Genomic DNA, 16595 nt, shown 5'->3' on the forward strand with positions numbered 1-16595 from the left:
ACTCTGGCGGGTTTCGGCGTTTCGCGGTTTGTGGAGGTGGGTCCGGATGCGGTGCTGACGGCCATGGCCCAGGACTGCCTGACCGACACCGACGAAGCCTTGCTGGTTCCTACCTTGCGCCGGGACCGGGACGAGCCCCACGCACTGCTCACCGCCCTGGGTGACCTGCACGTCCACGGCACCGACATCGACTGGAAAGCCGTACTCGCAGGCCGCGGCGCCCGCCGGATCGACCTGCCCACCTACCCCTTCCAACGCCAACGCTACTGGCTCGACGTCCAGGACTATCTTGCCGAGTCGTGGCTTGCGAAGGACCTCGGAACCAATCCGGCGACGTTGGGCGTGACGGCGCTCGACCACCCGCTGCTCGGTGCCGCTGTCGCCGTGCCCGACACCGGGGCCGTGGTGCTCACCGGGCGGTTGTCGGCACAGGACCAGCCGTGGCTGGTCGACCACGATGTGCTCGGCAGCATCCTGTTGCCCGGCACCGGATTCGTGGAGCTCGCGCTGCGTGCTGCCGAAGAGGTGGGCTGCGAGGGGATCGAGGAGCTGACGATCACCAGCCCCTTGGTCCTGCCTGACGAAGGCGGTGTGTTCATACGGGTTCTGGCCGGTGAGCCGGACGCATCCGGACGCCGCACGGTCACGGTCTACTCGCGGACCGAGTCGCAGCCCGAAGCCTCGTGGACTCTGCACGCCGAGGGTGTCCTGACGCCAGGTGCCGCCAGCTCGTCCTCCGACCTCACCACTTGGCCGCCGCCCGGTGCCACCGTACGGAGCACCGAAGGGGCGTACGAGCGGCTGCTCGGCCGTGGCTACGGCTACGGCCCGGTGTTCCAGGGGCTGCGCGCGGCATGGGAGCGCGGTGACGAGTTGTTTGCCGAAGTCGTCCTCGCGGAAACGGCCCACACCGACGCCCGGCGCTGCGGTCTGCACCCCGCCCTGCTGGACGCCGCCATGCATGCCTCACTGCTGGAAGACCTCGACGGCTCTGGGGCCACGGTGCTTCCGTTCTCCTGGAACGGCGTGTCCCGGTACGTCGGGGGTGCCACGGCGCTGCGTGTGCGCATGGCGCCCAACGGGCCGGACAGTGTCACCGTTGACGTCGCCGACCAGACGGGGCAGCCCGTGCTGTCCGTGGCATCTCTGGTGTCCCGCACGGTCTCCCAGCAACAGCTCGACAGCGTTCGGAACATCGGGAAAGCAGCGCTGTACCGGGTGCAGTGGCAGCCCGCCGACTCCACCGGACGACAGCCCGACCGGCCGCGGTTGGCCGTCGTCGGGTACCTGGACCTGGGTGTACCCGCCTTCCCCAGCCTTGCCGAGCTGACCGACGCCGTCGACTCAGGGGCCATCGACGTGCCCGAAGTGGTCCTGCTGCCGGTCGAGGTGAACACCGGCGACGTGCCCGCCGACGTACGCAAGGCGACCTCCGCCGTCCTGAACACGATCCAGTCCTGGTTGGCCGACGAGCGCCTCACCGACGCCCGCCTGGCGATCGTGACAAGGCAGGCCGTGACCACCCGAAGCCAGGTTCACCACCTCGACCTGGCAACCGCACCCGTCTGGGGCCTGGTCCGGGCGGCGCAGGCGGAGAACCCCGGCCGGTTCGTGCTGGCCGACCTCGACAATTCCGGTGAATCCCGGACGGCACTGGCGGCAGCCATGGGCTCCGCGGAACCCGAGTTCGCCCTTCGGGACGGCACACTGCTCGTGCCCAGGCTGGTCACCGCTACCCCTGATCCCCTCGTACAACAGATCCAGGGCACCGCCCTGATCACCGGCGGTACCGGAGGTCTCGGAGCGCTCGTGGCCCGCCACCTGGTGACCGCGCACGGCGCGCGCCACCTCGTGCTGACGAGCCGCCGGGGCATGGACGCTCCCGGCGCCGCAGATCTGGCCGCAGAGCTGACCGAACTCGGCGCCGAGGTCACGGTGGCTGCCTGCGACGCCGCCGACCGCGACGCGCTTGCCACCGTGCTGGCCGCGATCCCGGCCGAGCACCCGCTCACGGTTGTGGTGCACGCCGCCGGCGTCGTGGACAACGGCCTCGTCACCACCCTCGACCAGGACCGGCTCGAGGCCATACTGCGCCCAAAGGTCGACGGCGCCTGGCACCTCCACGAGCTCACCCGCGAGGTGCCACTGTCCGCCTTCGTGCTCTTCTCCTCCGCTGGCGGACTGGTCCTCGCGGCCGGTCAGGGCAGTTATGCCGCGGCCAACGTGTTCCTGGACGCGCTGGCCGAGCACCGCACGGCCACCGGTCTCCCGGCCACCTCCCTGGCTTACGGCCTCTGGGGCACCGACACCGGTTTCGGCGCAGCCCTCACCGAGGCCGACCTGGACCGGATGGCCAAGCACGGCTTTCCGGCACTCACCCAGGCCGAAGGGCTTGCCGCATTCGATGCGGCGCTGAGCGGCGCAGCCACCGTGGTGCCGATCAAGGTGGACCCGGCCGGGGTCCGGGCGAACGGCGAAGTCCCCGCGCTGCTGCGCGGGCTGATCCGTGTACCGCGTCAGGTCCGTGCGGCGGCCCGCTCCGAACTGTCGGGCCGCCTTTCCGGCCTCGGCGGCGAGGAGCGCGTGCGCGTGCTGCTCGACCTGGTCCGTACCGAGGTCGCCGCCGTGCTCGGACACGAATCCGCCCGGGCCGTCGAGCCGGACAGGGCCTTCTCCGAACTCGGCTTCGACTCGCTGACCGCGGTCGAACTGCGCAACCGGCTGAACACCGCCACCGGTCTGCGGCTGCCCGCCACGCTGGTGTTCGACCACCCGACCGCGCGCGCCGCCGCCGAGCACCTCGACCAGGCCTTCACCGGAACCACAACGGACATCCCGGCCAGAATGCCGACCAGGGTGGACGAAGAGCCGATCGCCATCGTGGGCATGGCCTGCCGCTATCCCGGCGATGTGTCCTCGCCCGAGGATCTGTGGCGTCTGGTCGCGGACGGTGTCGACGCCATCGTCCCGTTGCCCACCGACCGAGGCTGGGACGAGGACCTGTACGACGCCGAGCCCGGCAAGCCCGGAAAGTGCTACGCGCGAGGCGGCGGACTGCTGCAGGGCGTCGGGGAGTTCGATGCCGGGTTCTTCGGCATCGGCCCTAACGAGGCGCTGGCGATGGATCCGCAGCAGCGGTTGCTGCTGGAGACGTCATGGGAGGCGATCGAGCGTGCGGGCATCGATCCGGCCTCGCTGCGAGGTAGCGCCACGGGTGTCTTCGTCGGGCTGATGTACCACGATTACGGCTACGGCAGCTCCAGTGGCGGCAGCGCAGTCGCGGGCCGGGTGTCCTATGCGTTCGGTCTGGAAGGCCCGGCCGTGGCGGTGGACACCGCATGCTCGTCCTCGCTCGTGGCGCTGCACTCCGCGGTGCAGGCGCTGCGCTCTGGTGAGTGTTCGCTGGCGCTGGCGGGTGGTGTGGCGATCATGGCCTCACCGGAGATCCTGGTCGAGTTCAGCCGCCAGCGTGGCCTGTCCCCGGACGGTCGCTGCCGTTCGTTCGCCGCCACAGCCGATGGGACCGGCTGGGGCGAGGGCGCCGGTGTGTTGTTGGTGGAGCGGTTGTCGGATGCGCGGCGCCTTGGGCATCCGGTGCTGGCGGTGGTGGCAGGTTCGGCGGTGAACCAGGACGGAGCCTCGAACGGCTTCTTCGCCCCGAACGGACCGTCCCAGCAACGGGTTATCCGTCAGGCGTTGGCGTCTGCGGGGTTGTCTTCCGCTGATGTGGATGCGGTCGAGGGGCATGGGACCGGGACCACGTTGGGTGATCCGATCGAGGCGCAGGCGTTGTTGGCGACCTACGGTCAGGGCAGGGCTGAGGGGCGTCCGTTGTGGTTGGGTTCGGTGAAGTCGAACATCGGGCATACGCAAGCGGCTGCGGGTATGGCCGGGATCATCAAGATGGTGCAGGGGATGCGGCATGGGGTGCTGCCGAGGACGTTGCACGTTGATGAGCCGTCGGGTCAGGTGGACTGGACGGCAGGCGCCGTGGAACTGCTCACGGATACCAGGGAGTGGCCGCGCGAAGAAGGTCGTCCCCGCCGGGCCGGTGTCTCCTCCTTCGGCCTCACCGGGACGAATGCGCATGTGATTCTCGAGGAGTCTGGGGCGGTCGAGGCGGCGGAGGGTGTGCCGTTTGTTGCTGAGGGTGGGCCGGTGGCGTGGGTGTTGTCGGGGAGGTCGCCGGGGGCGTTGGTGGGGCAGGCGGAGCGGCTCGGGTCCTATCTGGCGGGGCAGTCTGCGTTGCGGCCGGTGGATGTGGCGTGGTCGTTGGCGGGGCGGTCCGGGTTTGAGCATCGGGCTGTGGTGGTGGGTGCGGATCGTGTGCGGCTTCTGGACGGTCTGGCTGGTGTGACCGGTACGGCTTCACCTGGTCCGGGTGGGAAGTTGGCGTTGTTGTTTACGGGGCAGGGGTCTCAGCGGTTGGGGATGGGCCGGGGTTTGTATGGCGCGTTCCCGGTGTTTGCTGAGGTGTTCGATGCTGTGGTGGGGGAGTTGGAGGGGTTTCTGCCGGGGTCGTTGCGTGGGGTGTTGTGGGGCGAGGATGCCGGGTTGGTGGAGGGGACGGGGTGGGCTCAGCCGGGGTTGTTCGCGGTTGAGGTGGCTTTGTTCCGGCTGTTGGAGTCTGCTGGTGTGCGGCCGGACTTTGTGGCGGGGCATTCGGTGGGGGAGTTGGCGGCTGCTCATGTGGCGGGGGTGCTGAGTCTGGCGGATGCGGCCAGGCTGGTGGCCGCCCGCGGACTGTTGATGCAGGCGCTGCCTTCGGGTGGGGTGATGGTCGCGGTCCAGGCGTCCGAGGCGGAGGTCGTACCGCTGTTGGGTGAGGGTGTGCAGATCGCGGCGGTGAACGGTCCGTCGTCCGTGGTGCTCTCGGGCATCGAGGATGCGGTGCTCACGGTGGTGGCGGGGTTCGAGGCGCTGGGCCGCCGGGCCCGCCGGCTCGCGGTGTCGCATGCGTTCCATTCGGGGTTGATGGATCCGATGCTCGAGGAGTTCGCGACGGTGGCGGGCGAGGTCTCGTTCCATCGTGCGGGGATTCCGTTGGTGTCGGCGCTGACCGGGCGGCTTGCGGGTGAGGAGGTGCTCGCCCCGCAGTACTGGGTGCGCCACGCTCGGGAATCGGTGCGGTTCGCCGATGCGGTGAGCACTCTGGCGGGGCTGGGCGTGTCGAGGTTTGTGGAGGTGGGTCCGGATGCGGTGCTGACGGCCATGGCCCAGGACTGCCTGACCGACACCGACACCGACGAAGCACTGCTGGTTCCTACCCTGCGCCGGGACCGGGACGAACCCCACGCACTGCTCACCGCCCTGGGGGACCTGCACACCCATGGCACCGACATCGACTGGAAAGCCGTGCTCGCAGGCCGCGGCGCCCGCCGTGTCGACCTGCCCACCTACCCCTTCCAACGCCAACGCTACTGGCAGCCCGAGCGCGCGGCAGGTGCCTGTCCGGCGTCGCTGGGTCTGAGCCCGGCCGCGCACCCGTTGCTCGGCGCGGCAGTACCGCTCGCCGACTCCGACGCCGTCGTGTTCACCGGCCGCCTGTCGGTACACACCCACCCGTGGCTGGCAGACCATGAAGTCGGCGGCTCCGCCCTGTTCCCGGGCACCGGATTCGTGGAACTGGCGATCACCGCGGGCGATCGGGTCGGCTGCCACGTCCTCGAAGAGCTGGTACTCGCCGCACCGCTGATCCTGCCGGAGGACGGTGGAACCACCGTCCAGGCGTCGGTCGGCAGCCCCGACGAGAGCGGCGACCGTACCGTGCTCATCCACTCCCGCACCGACGACACCCAGCCGTGGATCCGGCATGCCGAAGGCGTGCTCGGCACCGGCATGCCGCCGGCCTCGACCGACCTTGCAGAGTGGCCACCGCGCGGTGCGGCGGCTGTCCCGGTGGACGATGCGTACGAGACGATGCTCGCCCGCGGCTACGGCTACGGACCGGTCTTCCAGGGCCTGCGCGCGGCATGGCAGCGCGGCGACGAGCTGTTCGCCGAGATCGAACTGCCGGAACATGCACACGCCGACGCCGCCCGGTTCATCCTGCACCCGGCCTTGCTGGACGCCTCCCTGCACGCGATGGGCCTGGCCGACGCGGGGGACGGTGGCGCCACCGTGTTGCCGTTCTCCTGGAGTGGCGTCGCCGTGCATGCGCACGGTGCCCACGGCCTGCGGGTCCGGCTCAGGCCGACCGGCGACCAGGCCGTCGCGCTCGACCTCGCCGACCTGTCCGGCGCCCCTGTCGCCACGGTCGGTGCGCTGGCCCTGCGCGAGATCAGCGACGCGCAGCTGGTCGCCGCCCGGCGGGGGCGCGACGGCCTGTTCCGTATCGACTGGACCCCGATCACCCCGGCCAGTCCCACACCGGCCCCGGCCGTCCGGGAGGCGGTCGGCCACGGATGCACTCATGCCGATCTCACCGCCCTCGCCGCGGCCATCGACGCGGGCGCACCCGTCCCCGACGCGGTCCTCCTGCGCGTCGCACCCGCATCGTCCGCCGCACTGTCCGCCGCGCCGACCGCTGTGCCGTCCGACGTACGAGCGGCCCTCACGGAAGTCCTCGCCGCCGTCCAACTCTGGCTCGCCGACGAACGCTTCGACACATCGACGCTGGTGATCGCGACCAATGGGGCGATGACGCACGACAACACCGACGTTGCGCTGTCTCAGGCCCCCGTCTGGGGACTGATCCGCGCTGCACAGGCCGAGAACCCCGGCCGGTTCGTGCTCGCAGACATCGACAACGTCGACAACGTGGACAACGTCGACAACGTCGACGACATTCACAACGTCGACAACGCCCACATCGACGAACTCGATGAGCCCACTGCCGCGGCCGCCGCCGCCGGCAGTGAATCCTCCGTCGCCCTGGCGGTGTCGGCCGGTGAGCCGGAACTGATGATCCGCGCAGGAAGGATCCTCGTACCCCGCCTGGTCAGGGAGGTACAGCCGGCCGACACCCCGCCTGTGTCTCTCGACCCGGACGGCACCGTGTTGATCACCGGCGGCACCGGCGGCCTCGGTGCGATCGTCGCCAGGCATCTCGTCACCGCGTACGGCATCCGCCACCTGGTGCTGACCAGCCGCCGGGGCATGGACGCCCCCGGAGTCGGCGATCTGGCCGCCGAGCTGAGCGCACTCGGCGCAAACGCCCGTATCGTCGCCTGCGACGTCGGCGATCGTGATGAACTCGCCGCCGTCCTGGCCGCCATCGGCCCCTACGCGCCGCTGACCGCAGTCGTCCACGCGGCGGGCGCGGTCGATGACGGTGTCGTCGGCTCGCTGACCCCGGAGCGCATGGAGACCGCCCTGCGCTCGAAGGTCGATGGTGCATGGCACCTGCATGAACTCACCGCGGACCGGTCGCTCGCCGCGTTCGTCATGTTCTCCTCCGCAGGCGGTCTCACGCTCGCCGCGGGTCAAGGCGGCTATGCCTCGGCCAACGTCTTTCTCGACGCGCTCTCGCAGCACCGTGCGGCCCGCGGCCTGCCCGCCACATCACTCGCCTACGGCCTGTGGGGCATAGAGGCGGGCCTCGGTCAATGGCTGACCGCGGCCGACACGGCACGCCTTTCCCGCCAGGGCTTCCCGGCCCTGACCGTGGAGGACGGTCTCGCCGCGTTCGACGTCGCGCTGACGACCACCCACGCCACGCTGGCCCCGGTCAGGATCGATGCCGCCGCGCTGCGGTCCAGGACCGGAGAACTCCCGGCGCTGCTCCGCGGCCTCGTCCCTGCCGTCCGTGGCCGCGACGCCGCCGGCACGGCGGACGCCGCGGGCCTGGTCCGCAAGCTCGCGGCCCTGCCCGAACCCGAACAGGCCCGGGTGCTCACCCAACTTGTCCGCGCCCATGCCGCCGCCGTACTCGGCCACCGGAGCGCGGACGCCGTCGACCCCGAACGGGACTTCCTGGAGCTCGGGTTCGACTCCCTCGCCGCCGTCGAGCTGCGCAACCGGCTGACCACCGCGACCGGCCTGCGCCTGTCCCCGATGTCGGTGTTCGACAACAAGAACGCCGCTGCCCTTGCCCGGCATCTGCACATCGACCTCTCGCTTCCCGCTGCCGCGCAGGCGCCCGCCGAAGCCCCGGACACCCTGGCTCAGCTGTTCCGTGCCGCCGTGCTGTCCGACAACGTGATCAAGGGCTTCGATCTGCTGCGCGCGGTCGCCGATCTGCGCCCGAGGTTCACCTGCACCGCCGACTTCGGACCCGTTCCCGACGGTGTGAAACTCGCCGAGGGCCCTCAGGAGCCGGTCCTGATCGGTATCAGCACCCCGATGGCCACGGGCGGGCCCCACCAGCACGCCCGGCTCGCCGCCGCGTTCCGGGGCAAGCGGACGATGATCACCCTGACCAACCCCGGATTCGCCGCCGGTGAGCCACTTCCCGAGTCGACCGACGCGGTGACCGACTACCTCTCCGACACCGTTCTCCGTACCGCCGCGGGCCGGCCGTTCGTCCTGCTCGGCTACTCGTCGGGAGGGACGCTCGCATACGCCACGGCCGGTCACCTCGAGCGGGTGCGGGGCGTCCGGCCCGCGGGCGTGGTGCTGATGGACACCTACCGCGTGGACCTCGAGGACAGCGACCAGGGTCGGTTGATGGAGCAGCTCACCATCGGACTGGTCGAGAAGGACGCGGAGTTCGGCATGTTCCACAGCAGCACGCTGTCGGCGATGAACCGCTACTTCGACCTCGTACCGCGGTTCACGCTGGATCCGGTCACCGCCCCGGTGCTGTTCGTCGGTGCCGACGAGTCGTTCATGCCGCCGGAGGTGACCGCCGACGGCGACGACAGCTGGCAGGCCAGACCATGGGATTCCACGCACGGTTTCGCCGGCGTGCGGGCCACCCACTTCTCCATGATCGAGGAGCACGCCGCGGTGGCGGGGGCCGTTGTCGAGGACTGGATCTCCACGCAGGCCGGTAGGGGTGCGTAGGGGTACTGCCGGGGCACGCTCCTCAATACCTTCGTCCGTGAAAGTACGCGATCGATGAGAAAACGGAGCATAAATGAGTGCCGACGGCAGTTGGGAATTCACGATTGACAGCCCCATCGGCAAGCAGAGCCTTTGGGTGGACCTGAAGTCCGAGGGCGAGGCACTGACCGGCAAGTGCCGGGCCAACGGTCAGGTCATCGATCCGGACATCAGGGACGGCAAGGTCGACGGCGATCTGGTTTCGTTCAAGGTCAAGTCCCTCAAGCCGGTTCCGCTGACGATGAAGCTGACGCTGACCCGCAACGGCGACACGATGACCGGAAAGGCGAAGCCGGGTATGTTCGGTACGTTCCCGGTGACCGGCAAGCGAGTCTAGTGATCCGCCCCACTGTCAAAGGCACAGCGCCGTTCGGGGAGTTCAGGACCTGGTACCGGGTCACCGGCGAACTGTCGCCGCACCGAACGGCGCTGGTCGTGGCACACGGCGGCCCGGGCAGTACGCACGACTATCTGTCGAGCCTCGCCGTTCTCGCCGAGCAGGGCGTTCCGGTGGTGCACTACGACCAGATCGGCAACGGCGGTTCGACTCATCTGCCCGATGAGCCAAGGGACTTCTGGACCGTCGAGTTGTTCCTTGCGGAGCTGGACAATCTCCTGCGCCATCTGGACATCGCCGACGACTACGCCCTGTTCGGACACTCGTGGGGCGGTCTGCTCGTGGCCAGGCACGCGTCGGCCGCGCCGGCGGGCCTGCGCGGCCTGATCATCGCCGACGCCCCCGCGTCCTACCCTCTGTGGCTCGAGCAGATGGACGTGCTGCGTGCCCGGCTCCCTCCCGGGGTCGACGCGACCCTACGGCGCCACGAAGCCGCAGGCACCACGGAAGCCGCCGAGTACCACGCGGCCACCCGTGTTTTCTACGACCGCCATCTGTGCCGCCTCGACCCGTGGCCGCGCGAATACCAGGCGTCGTTCTTCGAAATGTACAACGACCCGACCGTGTACTTCACGATGAACGGCCCCAGTGAATTCCATGTGGTCGGAAGTCTGCGGGACTGGGGCGTGACGGACTGCATCTCACGGATCGCGGTGCCGACGCTGCTGATCTCCGGGCGCCACGACGAGGCCACCCCGGCAACGGTGCAGCCCTACGCGGACCTCATACCGGATGTGCGCTGGGAAATCCTCGAGGATTCCAGCCATGTGCCGCACCTCGAGGAGCCGGACCGCTTCCGGGAAATCGTGGCGGACTATCTGAAGACCGTAGTCACCTGTCAGGAAAGACCGTAGTCGCCCGCCAGGAACGGAATGAGGAAATGACCGTGGCCGAGGAGCTGTTCGCGCCGCTGTTCCCCGCCGACATCCTCGACGAGTTCGTGCTGGCCCCGGCGGCCCTCACCCCGGACAAGCCGGCCGTGGTGGAGCGCGGCCCGTCGGGTCGTGTCGAGACGGTGTCCTACCGCGAACTCGCACAGCGGGTCGAGGACTACGCCAAGCAGCTCACGGCGGCGGGCCTGCACGCCGGCGATCGCTTGATCGTCGAGTCCCACACCTCCTCGTCGGCGATCGCGCTCCTGCTCGCCTGTGCCCGGCTGGGCGCCGCCTTCATCCCGGTCGACCCCGAGATCCCCGCCCGGCGGCTCGAGTCGATCATCGACACCACCGGCCCCGTGGCCCTGTTCCATCCTGCCGGGCGTCCCGGACGCGGTCCGAACGAGTCGCTGCCCACCGCGACCTTCGACGCGGACGGCATCACGTTCGACCGCACCCCACCGGCCCGCCCACGCCGAAGGCACAAGGTGGTGGGCACCGACACCGCGTACATCATCTTCACCTCGGGAACCACCGGCCTTCCCAAAGGCGTGGTGATGAGCCACCGTTCCGCGCTGGCCTTCTACCGGGGCACCCAACGCTTCGGCGCCGTGTCGGCCGACGACCGGGTGGCCGGCACATCGCCACTGGCCTTCGACGTGGCGCTGTTCGACATCTGCGTGACCCTGGCCTCCGGCGCCACCCTGGTGGTCGTGCCCCGGGACTTCCTGAGTTTCCCCCGCCGCCTGCTGGGTTTCCTCCGGCAGACGCGGGCGACCGTGGTGCACGGCGTGCCGTCCCTGTGGCGCCCGCTTCTGCGCCACGAGCCCGAGGGCGTTGCCGAGCTCGGCGAGCACCTGCGCGGCATTCTCTTCGCCGGCGAGAACTTCCCGCTGCCCGAACTGCACCGTCTGCGTGCCCTGTTGCCGCACCTTCGCGTCATCAACGCCTTCGGCGCGACCGAGACCGTGGCGTGCTCCTTCGCCGAAGTCCCGAACCCCCTGCCCGAGGACACCGAGATCCTGTCCATCGGGCACGGGTACCCCGGCGCCGAGATCCTGCTCGTCGACGAGGTCGGTGAACCGGTCGGGGAACCCGGCATCGTGGGTGAGATGTACGTCCGCTGCCCGTCCCTCTTCACCGGCTACTGGAACGACGCGGCCGCGACCCGCGCCGTCCTGGTCCCGGACCCGCTCGACCCTCGCCCGGGACAACTCGTCTACCGCTCCGGCGACCTGGCCCACCGCGGTCCCTCGGGCGAGCTGTACTTCTGCGGCCGCGCCGACTCCATGGTGAAGATCCGTGGCAACCGGATCGAGCTGGGCGAGATCGAACGCCGTCTGGCCGAGCATCCCGCCGTGACGGCCGCGGTGGCCCTGACGGTCACGCAGCCCGACGGCGAACCGGCACTGGCGGCATTCGTCGTCGCCCCCTCCGCCGAGGTCACCACCGCCGAACTGGCCCGCCTGTGCAAGCAGACCATGCCCGCCTACATGGTCCCCAAGAAGATCCTCTTCCTCGACGAACTTCCCCTCACCGCCAACGGCAAGGCCGACCGCACCGTCCTCGCCGAACTGGCCACGGCCGGTGGGGCCGCCAGGGACAGCACGGCCGGAAGGTCTGCCGCCAGCGGCAATCCCTGAGCACGCCGCCAACCGCTCCAACGGTGCAGGAGGTGCCGCGCGTCCTCCGTGGGGCCCGAGGCCGGGTCCCGGGGCCCAGGAGGCATCGCACGCCGGCCGCAGGGTCCTCACATCTGCGGGACGAGTTCCGGGTGCTCGTGCTCGCAGGCGTTGTCGATTCCGTAGGTGTCCCACGCGGGAAACGGATCGAGCGCCGGGAGGCTTTCGCCTTCCGCCACGAGCCAGTGGACCTGCCCGTACGCTCCGCTGTCGAGTCTCTCCGTGACGAACGTCCACAGGCGTCCGGGATGGAACGGCACCTCCGAGCGGAAGACCGTGCCGGAGATGCCGTACTCCTCGGTCTCAGGGACCTAGAGGTCGAGGACGACTTCCGTGGCGGGTTGGCTGCAGCAGACGAGGATGGTGCCGGTCTCCGGGGGTTCGAGGGGTTGGGGCGTGTAGGTGATGTCGCCCGCCACGAGATGGGTGATGCAGGTGTGGCATACGCCGGTGCGGCAGGACCAGCGGGTGGGGATGTCGCAGGCTTCGGCGAGGTCGAGGAGGGAGGAGTGGGCGGGTGACCATGGGGTGGTGATGCCGCTGCGGGCGAAGGTGATGAGGGGGCCGGTGCCCGGGGGACCGGGTGGTTGGTGCGGCCGGATCGAGGCCGTGGGCGTGACGCCGGGGTTGATGGCGGGGAGGGCGCTGAACTGTTCCGTATGGATCCGCGCGGGGTTCAGACCGAGATCGCGCAGCTGGGCGCCGAGGTCGTCCATGAAAGCGGGCGGTCCGCAGAGGTAGGCGTCGGTGTCGGTGGGAATGCCCATGGCCGCGAGTGACCGGGTGGTCGGACGCCCCTGGGTGATGTGGGGCTCGTCGCGATGTGGGGCGGCTTCGGCGGTGTAGTAGATGTGCTCGTGGGCGTTGGGGAGTTGTGCCAGCAGCGCGTGGGCCTCGTCCGCGAAGGCGTGGTGGGCGCGGTCGTGGGCGGTGTGGATCCACCAGACAGGGCGTGGGTCTCGTGCGGCGGCGAGTCGGTGGAGCATGGCGAGCACGGGAGTGGCACCGATCCCTGCGGAGACGAGGACGACCGGGCGGGAGCTCTCTTCGAGTACGAACGTTCCGCGGGGGCTGGCGATGTCCATGAGGTCCCCGGGGCGGAGCATGTCTCGACGGCAAGCGCCTGGACCTGGAGCCCGGGCAGAACGTCGTCCCGCACGGTATCGACCGCGGCCTGGACGTCGACGAGGTGAAGGCTCGCTGACCCCAACGAGCGCCTCTCCTCAACTCCCTCCCGGTACTCGAAGAGCCGGGGATCGCACACGGAAAGACGCATGCCGGGGGCGCACTTGGCGAGCGTAAGAGGGGGCCGTCAACCTGCGCGGTGGTGGCCCTCGGCAGGCGGCGTGACGTGGGCGCCCGCGATGCCGCGTACCTCCGTCCTCGGTCGGCGGCGGTCCCGTCGGCAGGCGGCACGGCCTCGCCGACAAGGTCGACGAAACCTGGGGCGTCGGTCGGTGTCGGTGACCACATGCCAGATCTCCTCCTCGTCCCGTTCTCGGAACGGGACGAGCACGTGCTGATGAAGCCTGCTGCGGTTCGGTTGTTCGTGTCCCGGTAGTCCTGTTCCCAGGTGAGCACCCGCACGCCGAACGTGCGCCGGATGCCGAGCGAACCGGGCCTGCTGGTGAGGTCACCCGCCGCAACCGGCAAAGTGATTGCACCGGTCGCCTGCATCGCCTGCTTCGCGTTTGCCCGAATTCCTGGCCGAAGGGCCTCCATCCGGCGGGCCCCGGCCCCGACCATGGACTCTTCTTGTCCGGACAGACCGGGAGGGCTGATGACGGCAGCGTCCCTCGCACGAGCGGGAGCACGACCAGGGCGGTGCCCGCCCGGCGCGGCGCGAGATCCCCTCCCCCTGCGACGGTCGGCTGCCCGCCCCCGGTCGGCTGGGCTCCTCGGATCCGGCGGATCTGCTCGCCCTGCAGCGGCTCGCCGGGAACGCCGCCGTCGGGCAGGCCGTCCAGCGGGGACGTACGGACGACGGGGCGGCGGAGACGGCCGTCCAGCGGTCCGTGCACAACGTGCTGCGCGGTCCCGGCCGGCCGCTCGACACCGCGACCCGCACCGACATGGAGGCCCGCTTCGGGGCGGACTTCTCCGACGTACGTCTGCACACCGACGGTGCGGCGCGGGAGTCCGCGGCGGAACTCGGGGCCCGCGCCTACACCTCCGGCAGTCATGTCGTCATCGGCGAGGGCGGCGCCGACCGGCACACGCTCGCCCATGAGTTGACCCATGTCATCCAGCAGCGCTCCGGCCCGGTCGCGGGCACCGACCGGGGCGACGGGCCGCGGGTCTCCGACCCGGGCGACCGCTTCGAACGCGCGGCCGAGGAACAGGCCAGGCGCGTCCTGGGCAATGCCCCGTCCGCACCCGCGGAGCACGCGGGACACACGCACGCGGCAGGGCCGGGAGCGGCGGTGCAGCGCATGCCCCGGCGCGCCCCGGATCCGCTCGCCGCGAGCGCGGCGGAGCAGCTGGAACAGCGCGACCAGATCGACGACCACGGAGTCCGATCCGGCAGGATCAGCGCCGGTCAGGTCGGCCAGGCCGCCGGGGCAGACCAGGCCGACAACCCGCCGGATCGTGGCGGCACTCGGTGCGACCCGCACCCCCAACGCCCCGACGACCCGGGCACCGAGGCGGGCCAGGGCGTGCTGAGGAGCATTCCCGGACCACTGGCCGATGGCCGCGTACGAGCGCGCGCCGGCAAGCACCGCCGAGGCGGCGACCAGCAGCACCGCCACGAACGGGTGACGAACCCCCCGACGCCGCAGCGGATCGGGCAGCACTCGCAACCGCTCCACCAGCGGCAACCCCGTTACGCCGCCCAGAGCGGGCGACTTGGTCAGGCAGACGGTGGCAGACTGGCGGCACATCGAAGCTCCGGCGCTTCAGGGCGACTTGGGAAGGTCACCCCGTTCAACCGGAGCTTCGTTGCATTCGTGACGGCCCGACCCGCACTTCTCGCACCACCGCGACCTGCGGACTCACGTGATCACCGGGACTATGAAACGCCCCTGGGACTCATGGGGTGAGGAGTTCGCACTGCTTGATGACCAGCACTGTTCCGTCCTCGCTGAAGACCCGACATTCTCCCCTGACGGTGACGGTGACGCCCAGGGGGACGCCTTGCACAAGCCGGAATGATTCCTTGATTCGGTGGTCAAACGGCAGCACGAAGATGGCGAGGTGGGGGCCTCCGGGGACATCTGACACATCCACCACCGGCGTACCATATTGGCTTTCGCCCGTTCGGATTGAGATTCCCTCGAGAGTGAGGAATTTCCCATAGTAGGCACGCTCGGCGGCGGCGCGGTCCGCGGTGAATTCGTTGTGGAGGTCTCGAATTTTCATTGGTTGCCGCCTTCTCTAGTGTCGCGTGATCCTGCTGGTCTTATTCGAGTTGTCGTCGACTGGTGCTCCGCGCTTGAGATCTTCGCGGATCCCGCCGTGTCCCAGCGCCCGCGCACCCGCGCCGAGTACCGGACGCCGACGTCGCTCATCCGGGTGCGGCAGCAACCGTGCGAACTTCTCCACCAGCGCCGCCTCGATCCCCTCCATCACACCGGGATCCTACGACCCAACCACCCTACAGAGCACCGAAGTTGTTAATCGTCAGCTCCCTGCCAATGCCCTGCACCGGAATAAGGGCCCACAGGGTCACTGCCCGATGGTGTTGAGTTCGGCGATCGCCTCGTCGGGCAGTTGCAGGTCGGCCGCGGCGATGTTCTCCCGCAGGTGAGCGACGGAGGAGGTTCCGGGGATCAGCACCGTCGACGGCGAGCGCTGCAGCAGCCAGGCGAGCGCCACCTGCTGCTCGGAGGCGCCAAGGCGGCGGGCGACGTCGCGCAGGATCCGTGACCGCAGTGGGTGGAATCCGCCGCCAAGTGGGAAGAACGCGGCGTAGGCGATGTTCTCCTCGGCGCAGCGAGCGACGAGGTCGTCGTCGGCGCGGTCGACCAGGTTGTACCGGTTCTGCACGGTGACCACGGGGGCGATGGTCTGGGCCTGGGTGAGCTGGGCGTCGGTGATCCCGCTGAGGCCGAGGTGACGGATCAGGCCCTGCTCACGCAGGCCGGCCAAGGTGCCGAACGGCTCGGCGATGGAGGACCCGTCACCGTCGAATGCGGCCGTGCGCAGGTTGACCACGTCCAGGGTCTCCAGGCCGAGGTGCCGGAGATTCTCGTGGACCTGGGCCTTGAGGTCGGCGGGGTCCAGGGAGGTGATCCAGCCGCCGTTGGCGCTGCGGCGGACGCCGACCTTGGTGACGATGTGCAGACCGGCCGGGTAGGGGTGCAGGGCCTCCTTGATCAGTTCATTGACGACAGCCGGCCCGTAGAAGTCGCTGGTGTCGATGTGGGTGATGCCGAGCTCGACCGCTGCGCGCAGCACGGCAATCGCCCGAGTGCGATTCTTGGGCGGTCCGAAGACACCGGGACCGGTCAGCTGCATCGCGCCGTATCCCATCCGAGTGATGCTCAGGTCGTCGGCGAGGGTTAGCGTCTGCAGGGCGGGGATACTCATCGGAAGGCCTCTCGGCTGTGTTCGCGGCATCGTTGCGGATCGCTCGGCGCGTCCATTGGGTAAGTTTCCATATTTGCGGCGGAGGCAGGGACGCGGTCGGGTGGCCAGGGGCGCGAGCCCCTGGCC

Annotated in this window: 8 protein-coding genes and 3 pseudogenes; 5 read left to right on the forward strand and 6 right to left on the reverse strand. The window is 69.8% G+C overall.

Going from position 1 to position 16595, the window contains the following annotated elements:
- The first annotated feature begins 51 nt into the window (after positions 1-51).
- From ACFU5O_RS36735 to ACFU5O_RS36750, 4 genes are all read left to right on the forward strand, one after another.
- Entirely contained in the window at positions 52-8946 is an 8895-nt protein-coding gene (locus tag ACFU5O_RS36735; protein ID WP_384247205.1) for an SDR family NAD(P)-dependent oxidoreductase, read from the forward strand.
- Between the two features lie 73 nt (positions 8947-9019).
- On the forward strand, positions 9020-9322 hold the full coding sequence (locus ACFU5O_RS36740; protein ID WP_384247207.1) for a hypothetical protein: 303 nt from the start codon (positions 9020-9022) through the stop codon (positions 9320-9322).
- Complete coding sequence (locus tag ACFU5O_RS36745) at positions 9322-10236, forward strand: proline iminopeptidase-family hydrolase (protein WP_384247210.1); 915 nt, start codon at positions 9322-9324, stop codon at positions 10234-10236. Before ACFU5O_RS36740 ends, ACFU5O_RS36745 begins: the two co-directional genes overlap by 1 nt.
- A 26-nt stretch (positions 10237-10262) precedes the next feature.
- Positions 10263-11900, forward strand: coding sequence for an amino acid adenylation domain-containing protein (locus ACFU5O_RS36750; protein WP_384247212.1), 1638 nt, complete (start codon positions 10263-10265; stop codon positions 11898-11900).
- Positions 11901-12007: 107 nt separating this feature from the next.
- Here ACFU5O_RS36750 and ACFU5O_RS36755 read toward each other — a convergent pair.
- A pseudogene (locus tag ACFU5O_RS36755) lies at positions 12008-12250 on the reverse strand (hypothetical protein); the annotation flags it as partial.
- Entirely contained in the window at positions 12251-13045 is a 795-nt protein-coding gene (locus ACFU5O_RS36760; RefSeq protein ID WP_384247214.1) for a flavin reductase family protein, read from the reverse strand. It lies immediately after the preceding pseudogene.
- 966 nt (positions 13046-14011) lie between these two features.
- Between ACFU5O_RS36760 and ACFU5O_RS36765 the strand changes: the two are divergent.
- Positions 14012-14140 (forward strand): annotated as a pseudogene (locus ACFU5O_RS36765) (DUF4157 domain-containing protein); the annotation flags it as partial.
- Between the two features lie 408 nt (positions 14141-14548).
- On the opposite strand, the pseudogene ACFU5O_RS36770 reads toward ACFU5O_RS36765, so the two are convergent.
- The 4 genes and pseudogenes from ACFU5O_RS36770 to ACFU5O_RS36785 form a co-directional block, all read right to left on the reverse strand.
- Positions 14549-14821 (reverse strand): annotated as a pseudogene (locus ACFU5O_RS36770) (transposase family protein); the annotation flags it as partial.
- Positions 14822-14969: 148 nt separating this feature from the next.
- Positions 14970-15299, reverse strand: a complete 330-nt coding sequence (locus tag ACFU5O_RS36775) for a hypothetical protein (protein WP_384247216.1) — start codon at positions 15297-15299, stop codon at positions 14970-14972.
- A 15-nt stretch (positions 15300-15314) separates the two neighbouring features.
- A complete protein-coding gene (locus ACFU5O_RS36780) occupies positions 15315-15509 on the reverse strand; it encodes a hypothetical protein (RefSeq protein ID WP_384247221.1) in 195 nt (64 codons plus the stop codon).
- 96 nt (positions 15510-15605) lie between these two features.
- Positions 15606-16469 (reverse strand): oxidoreductase, encoded by an 864-nt coding sequence (locus ACFU5O_RS36785; protein ID WP_384247219.1) that lies wholly within the window; start codon positions 16467-16469, stop codon positions 15606-15608.
- Positions 16470-16595 lie beyond the last annotated feature (126 nt).

The organism is Streptomyces sp. NPDC057445, from assembly GCF_042802855.1.
GTDB lineage: Bacteria > Actinomycetota > Actinomycetes > Streptomycetales > Streptomycetaceae > Streptomyces.

Excerpts from the sequence above, each read along its gene's own strand:
- ACFU5O_RS36740 (WP_384247207.1), top strand. The coding sequence starts at position 9,020 with ATGAGTGCCGACGGCAGTTGGGAATTCACGATTGACAGCCCCATCGGC.
- ACFU5O_RS36750 (WP_384247212.1), top strand. The coding sequence starts at position 10,263 with ATGACCGTGGCCGAGGAGCTGTTCGCGCCGCTGTTCCCCGCCGACATC.
- ACFU5O_RS36760 (WP_384247214.1), bottom strand. The coding sequence starts at position 13,045 with ATGCTCCGCCCCGGGGACCTCATGGACATCGCCAGCCCCCGCGGAACG.
- ACFU5O_RS36775 (WP_384247216.1), bottom strand. The coding sequence starts at position 15,299 with ATGAAAATTCGAGACCTCCACAACGAATTCACCGCGGACCGCGCCGCC.
- ACFU5O_RS36785 (WP_384247219.1), bottom strand. The coding sequence starts at position 16,469 with ATGAGTATCCCCGCCCTGCAGACGCTAACCCTCGCCGACGACCTGAGC.